This window comes from Streptomyces mesophilus (genome assembly GCF_011044995.1).
In the GTDB taxonomy this organism is placed as follows: Bacteria; Actinomycetota; Actinomycetes; order Streptomycetales; family Streptomycetaceae; genus Streptomyces; species Streptomyces mesophilus.
Window position 1 is genome coordinate 1 of record NZ_JAAKZW010000382.1, and the last position, 4,371, is coordinate 4,371.

A 4,371-nucleotide genomic window follows, 5' to 3' on the forward strand; every position below is an offset into this window, starting at 1 on the left:
GCTCCCCGACTCCGCCCCCCGCCCCCTCACTAGAGTCGCCCGCATGCCCGATCTCTCCTACCTCGCCGCGGTCCGGGAGTCGTACGACACGGTCGCGTCCGACTACGTCGAGCAGGTCGAATCCCCGGCGGAACTGGATCCGCTGTCCCGCGGCATGCTGGACGTCTTCGCCGAAGTGGTACGGACGGCCGCCCTCGGCCCCGTCGCCGACCTGGGATGCGGGCCCGGCAAGGTCACGGCCCACCTCGCCGAGCGGCAAGTACCCGTATTCGGCCTTGACTTGTCCCCCGCCATGGTCGAACTGGCCCGCAGCGCCTACCCCCAGCTGCGGTTCGACGTCGCCTCGATGACCTCGCTCCCGATCGACGACGACGGCCTCGGCGGCATCCTCGCGTACTACTCCACGCATCACACCCCACCGGAGCTGCTGCCCGTGGTGTTCGGCGAGTTCCGCCGCACGCTCGCGCCGGGCGGCTGCCTGATGCTGGCCGGCCACGTAGGGACGGGCCAGCACTTCCGTCCGACCCAGGCGTACGGCGGGCATCCGGTCTCGTACGAGTCCTATCTGCTGCCACCGGACGAGATCGCCGAACTCCTGCGCCAGGCAGGGCTCACCCTCACCGCACGCCTGGTGGAGGAACCCGCCGAGGGAGCGCAGCGCACCTACGCCACATTCCTCGCGCGAAAGCCGGAACGGGCCTGAGCACCGAGACGACCTCCGACGGCGTGCGGCCCGGTTTGATCTAATCTGCCGCTTATGCCCCTCAGTGCTCAGGGAGATGCCCGCCCCCTCCGGTTCGGGCTGGTGACCGTACTCGTCGGCCTGGCGGCGGGCGTCGCGGGAGCTCTGCTGGCCCTGCTGCTGCACGGGGTGCAGCACGTGGCGTACGGATATCACGAGGGCTCGTTCCTGGCCGGCGTCGAGGCGGCCCCACCGGGACGGCGCGTGGCCGTGATGGCCGTCGCCGGCGTGGTGGCCGGGGTCGGCTGGTGGGCGCTGTACCGGTACGGGCGGCCCCTGGTGAGCATCGCGGAGGCGGTGCGTTCGCCCGACGTCCGGATGCCGCCGCTCACCACCTTCTGCCATGCCCTGCTCCAGATCGTGACGGTGGGCCTCGGTTCCCCGCTCGGCCGGGAGGTGGCGCCGCGGGAAATGGCCTCGGTGCTCGCGGGGGAGCTGACGCGCAGGACGGGACTCTCGCCGCGCCAGTGCGGCGTGCTCACGGCATGCGCGGCCGGCGCCGGTCTCGCCGCGGTCTACGACGTCCCGCTGGGCGGGGCCGTGTTCACGCTCGAGGTGCTGCTCGGCTCGTGGGCCCTGGGGGCGGTGCTGCCCGCCGTGGCCACGGCGGTGACCGCCACCGTCGTCTCGTGGGCGGTGCTCCCGGACGAGGCGGTCTACCGGCTCCCTCAACTCGACATCGGCGCACCCCTGTTGGTCTGGTCGGTGCTCGTCGGGCCGGTCGTCGGAGTGTGCGCCTACTGGTTCGCGCGGCTGGCCGCCGACGCACGCGAGCGGGCGCCGCGCGGACGGCTGCTCCTGGTCGCGGCACCGGCCGCGTTCCTCGTCGGCGGGCTGCTCGCCGTCCCGTACCCCCAACTGCTCGGCAACGGAAAGGCCCCCGCCGAGGTCGCCTTCGAGGCCCAGCCCGCGCTCGGCCTCGCGGCGGTCCTGCTGGCGCTGCGCGTGGCGCTCGTACTGCTGTGTCTGCGCGCGGGCGCCCGCGGCGGCCTGCTCACCCCGTCGCTCGCCAACGGGGCGCTGCTCGGAGTGGTGGCCGGCGGGGCCTGGGCGCTGCTGTGGCCGGGGGACAGCCCGGCGGCATACGCGGTCGTGGGAGCGGGCGCCTTCCTGGCCGCGGCCCAACGCATGCCGCTCACCGCGGTCATCCTGATCCTCGAATTCACCGACGCCCCACGGAACCTGGTGGTACCGGTACTCCTCGCGGTCACGGGCGCGATGGCCACACGCAGACTCTGCGAAAGGCGACGCGCGGGTGACAGCTGATGCATGGTGTGGGCACTTCTTGTGGTGCATTGCCTTGATCCAGGCGTTGGTTGCCTGCCTGTTCAGGAGGTACGGGCGAGGGCGCGCACGGTGTGCCGTACGACGGTGTCCGTGGTGTCGAACAGGGCGCGTTCGTGCAGCTCGCGCACCGTCCGTTCGTGTGCGGCGAGGACCGTGGCCGCGTACGCGGGGAGTTCTTCGCGGGTGAGGGCGGGGTCGTTCGCCTCGTCACCGTCGATGAGGGACGCCGTGGTGCGCAGTTCCCGCGCGCAGTTGCGCAGGGGTACGGGGCGCAGGGGTGCGTCGTCCGGGCCGGGGTGCCCGGCGCGCAGGGGGTGGTGGGTGTAGACGTGCGTGCGCAGACGTGCGGTGGCGGCCAGCACGTCGTCCAGGGCGGCCAGGAGCCGCCGGTCGGGCCGGTACTGCTGCGCGAGACGGTCGCGCGCGGCGGCCAGGTCGGCCTCGGCGGCTTCGGCGGCGGGGCGGGTGTGCAGGAGTTCCACCGGGCCGCGACTCTCGGCGACGGTGGCGGCGCGCTCCAGGTACCGCGCGTGGGTGCGCATCAAGTTGCCCAGCCGGTCGGGCAGTTGGTTCTCCTCGCGGCCGGGCCAGAGCAGCAAGGTGGCGAGCGCGGCGATCACGGCTCCGACCGTGTTGTCGAGGCTGCGTTCGGCCGCGTCCTGCCAGCCGACCGTGGTGCTGAAGTCGAGCAGGAGCAGCATGACGGGCGCGCTGAAGACGGGCCAGAAACCATAGTTGAGCGGGCGCAGGGTCCAGGCCGCAGCGGCGAACAGGGCTACGACAGGGACGAGGACGCCGAGGGGCCGGCCGTGGGCAACGAGGAGGACCACGGCGGCCAGGGCGCTTCCGATGACGGTTCCGGTGAGGCGCTTGACGATGCGCGGGGTGCTCTGCCCCCAGGTCGGGCGGAGCGTGGTGGCCATGCCGGTGATGAACCAGGCGGCGTGTGGCAGGCCGGACAGCTCCGCGGCCACGTAGACGGCGGTGAAGCAGAGTGCCAGGCGCCAGGTGAAGCGCTGCTCGGGGCCCCGGCCGAGGAGCGAACGCACCCGGTCCTTCACCGAGTCCGCCTCACGTGCGGCGTTCGTGCCCGCGGCCTTGGCGGATCCGGGCATGGATTCGGGCGTGGCTCCGGGCATGGCTCCGGCTGTGTCGCGGCCGAGGCGGAAAGCCAGCTTGAGCCCGATGCCCCACACCGTGCCCATCACAATGAGCAGCAGATGCTGCCAGGATCCCGGCTCGGGGTGCATCCCCGTCAGGACGAAGAGGAATGCGGGGATGATGCCGACGCGGGCCACTCGGGTGGCGAGGACCAGGACGACCAGGGTGCTCGCGGTGGCCCAGAGATTGCCGGCCATGAGGGTGCCGAGCAGCGCGGCCGCGAGGTTCCACAGGCTGAAGGCCAGCAGCGTCTTCGTACGGGTGCGCAGGTCACCCTTGGGCACGCAGTAGAACACCAGCCACGCGCCCAGCGCGACACCGGCGCCGGTGGATGCCCGGCCGGTGAGCACGCCGAGGAGCAGCGGGCCCCCGACGCAGAGTGCACCGGCGACTGCCACGGCCAGGTCGGGCCGGCCCGGTGCATCGCGCCGCATATAGATGGCGACGAGGTCGCGGGCGAGCGTCATGCATCGAGCAGGGCGATGACGCCGTCGGCCGAACCGATCTCGGCGATACGAGGCAGGATCGCGCGGAAGCTGTGCTCGTGCGACTCCGCGCTGGTGTCCGTGGTGGCGTCCTCGATCACGGCCAGGGTGTAGCCCAGCTCCCAGGCGAAGCGTGCCGTGGACTCCACGCCGATGCTGGTGGAGATGCCGGCCAGGACGATCTGCGTGATGCCGCGGCGCCGCAGCTGCAGGTCGAGTTCGGTGCCGGTGAAGGCGCCCCAGTGCCGCTTGGTGATACGGATGTCGCCGTCCTTGGCCAGTCCGTCGGCGAGCTCCGAGAACCCGGTCGGCGGCGGGGTCTCCATGCGGCCCGACGCTGCGCGGCCGACCGGCAGGTCCCCGCCGTCCGCCGACCACCCCACGTTGACCAGGACCACCGGCTTGCCGTGGGCGCGGAAAGCCTCGGCCAGCCGGATCCCCTGCTGGAGGATCTCCTGCGCGGGGCGGACGGTCGGCAGGCCGAGAATGCCTTTCTGGAGATCGATCAGGACGAGCGCGGACTTGTCGTCGAGCTGGGTCAGCTGCATGGGGATTCCTTGCGGTGTGGGGGAGTTGGGGATCAGAGGGCGGGGGACAGGGCCGCGGCCGGGGTGCTGGGCCCGCCCCTCTGAACGCGTCTGAGCAGAGACACCTGTGAAGGGGTGAGCTCCCTGCCGGCCTTCCGGCTCGGCTCCG

4 protein-coding genes are annotated in these 4,371 nt (G+C 72.3%); 2 read left to right on the forward strand and 2 right to left on the reverse strand.

Translation table 11 applies throughout. The features are described from left to right. Positions 1–43: 43 nt before the first annotated feature. Entirely contained in the window at positions 44–703 is a 660-nt protein-coding gene (locus tag G6045_RS39515) for a class I SAM-dependent methyltransferase (RefSeq protein ID WP_165337074.1), read from the forward strand. 102 nt (positions 704–805) lie between these two features. Beyond that, complete coding sequence (locus G6045_RS39520) at positions 806–2,008, forward strand: chloride channel protein (protein ID WP_206344789.1); 1,203 nt, start codon at positions 806–808, stop codon at positions 2,006–2,008. 62 nt (positions 2,009–2,070) lie between these two features. Here the strand turns inward: G6045_RS39520 and G6045_RS39525 are convergent, their stop codons facing one another. Together G6045_RS39525 and G6045_RS39530 are read right to left on the reverse strand one after the other, a co-directional pair. Further along, entirely contained in the window at positions 2,071–3,657 is a 1,587-nt protein-coding gene (locus G6045_RS39525; protein ID WP_165337076.1) for an FUSC family protein, read from the reverse strand. Further along, on the reverse strand, positions 3,654–4,223 hold the full coding sequence (locus tag G6045_RS39530) for an isochorismatase family protein (RefSeq protein ID WP_165337077.1): 570 nt from the start codon (positions 4,221–4,223) through the stop codon (positions 3,654–3,656). Before G6045_RS39530 ends, G6045_RS39525 begins: the two co-directional genes overlap by 4 nt. Positions 4,224–4,371: the final 148 nt, after the last annotated feature.